Annotated in this window: 1 protein-coding gene; it reads right to left on the bottom strand. The window is 61.5% G+C overall.

All coding sequences use genetic code 11. From position 1 onward, the window contains the following. Positions 1-117 precede the first annotated feature (117 nt). Positions 118-1728, bottom strand: coding sequence for an ABC transporter substrate-binding protein (locus EOA86_RS32445; RefSeq protein ID WP_128345326.1), 1611 nt, complete (start codon positions 1726-1728; stop codon positions 118-120). Between the last annotated feature and the right edge of the window lie 271 nt (positions 1729-1999).

The raw sequence follows: 1999 nt of genomic DNA, 5'->3' as shown, positions 1-1999 counted from the left end.
GTTCCACGGCGCCCCCCTCGTGGGGGAGATGTCCGGCAGGACAGAGGGGGGCGCGAAGGAACTCTCATCGCCGAAGCTGAGCACCCGATTACGCGATGTGCAAGCCTGGAGAAAACGCTAGCCCGCCAAATAGGTGTCCGCCCAGTTCGACACCGCCCAGCGCGGGTTGTTGGCGACATTCCCCACCGTATCTCTGATAACGCTGATGAAGCTCCATTCGGCGACGTTGATCAGCGGCAGGTCGGCTGCGACCTTTTTCTGAAACTCCTTGTAAAGTTCCGTCCGCGCGGCGGGGTCGAGCGTCTCGGATGCCTTGGCGATCAGGGCGTCGAGTTCGTCGTTCTTGTAGCCGCCCTGGTTGGAGAACGGCACCCCGTCGGGAATGCCGCTCTGCACGAGGATGGTGGTCGAGATCGCAGGGTCGCCGCGGAACACCGGCGGCCCGACCGCGAGGTCGAAAGCGTGGTCGGTGTAGACAGCCTTGATATGCGCGGCCGAGTCGTTGTTGACCAGCTGCGCGTCAATGCCGATGGCGGCGAGCGCCTGGCGCAAATAGTCGCCGAACTGCTTGGTCTCGTTGAAATAGGGTGCCGGCAGTAGCTTCAGTGAAAAGCGCTTGCCGTCGTCGCCTTTGCTGTAACCGGCTTCGTCGAGCAGGGCGTTGGCCTTGGTCACATCGAAGTCATAGGTCGGCACATCGGCCGTATAGAATTGCGGATCGTTCTTCGGAACCGGGCCGGTGGCTGTGGCGGCGTAGCCGAGGAACACTGTCTTGACGACGAAATCCTTGTCGATGGCGTGGGCGATCGCCTGGCGCACCTTCAGGTCGGCCAGTTCCTTGCGGCGATGGTTGATCTCGACGACAAGCTGATAGGTCAGCCCCTCATAACCCTTGGTAATCACCTTGAGACCAGGCACCTTGGAGATGCGGTCGAGATCGGCCAGCGGCACCGCGGAAAAGGCGGCGAGCTGGATCTCCTCCGCCTCGAGCGCGCTTGCGGCCGAGGTGCGGTCGGGCAGCACCTGATAGATGATCTCGTCAAGGTAAGGCTGGTCCTTGCCCCAATAATCGGCATTCTTCTCCAGCCGGTAATATTCGCCTGACTTGTGTTCGGCGAATTTGAACGGGCCGGTACCGACGGGCGCGTTGTTGGCCGGGTTCTCTTCGATCTTTCCGGTCTCGTAGATGTGCTTGGGCACCACGCTGCTCAGCGCCGGCAAGGCATTGCGGATCAGCTGGAACGGTGTCGGCTTGGCGAATTTGAACACAGCCGTCAGTTCGTCCGGCGTGTCGACCGCCTCCAGATCCTTGAACACGGTGCGGCCGAGATTCTGCAGCGGCTTCCAGATCTGCAGCGCCGAGAACGCGACGTCGGCGGAGGTGAAGGGTTTGCCGTCATGCCATTTGACGCCCTCGCGCAATTTGAATGTGACTGAGAGGCCGTCGGTGGCGCCCGCCCATTCTATCGCCAGGCGCGGATCGAGCCCGTCCTTGCCCTCAAAGGATGCCTCGGCCAGCGTCTCCACGATCTTGCTCGAAATGAAGAACACACCGTTGGAAGCCACGATCGCCGGGTTGAGGTTGCGCGGCTCCGAATCGGCGGCGACGACCAGCCGTCCGCCTTTCTTCGGCGTCTGTGCCAGACCGATGGTGGGCAGCGCCGTCGAGGTCAGAAGCAATGCCGAACCGGTAAGCACGGTGCGTCTGGAAATCGTGAAATCTGACATGATTGAACTCCGTCCCTCTCAGCCACCCGGCCGGGTGGGCCATCACCCTCGGACGCCAGACGGCCTCCTTGCAAGGGTGATTATGAGCCTTGCCGAGCGTTTCGCCAGAGACGGATTTGGCGCATCCTCATGTGGCTTGGAAAATTTCGTCCGCTGGACTAGTTACAAGAAGCGGTTCAATCCGACCATTTCTGGTAGGACCAAATTAGGCTGGACACCGCAGTGGACGACGACGGGGGGTGCCGGAGCGCCCGTTCCACCTGTTTCTGGC

Origin of the sequence: Mesorhizobium sp. M5C.F.Ca.IN.020.32.2.1 (assembly GCF_004023105.1) — a bacterium.
GTDB classification, from domain to species: domain Bacteria; phylum Pseudomonadota; class Alphaproteobacteria; order Rhizobiales; family Rhizobiaceae; genus Mesorhizobium; species Mesorhizobium wenxiniae.
The sequence above is the reverse complement of the archived record's forward strand: the minus strand, read 5'-3'. Positions and strand labels throughout refer to the sequence as shown.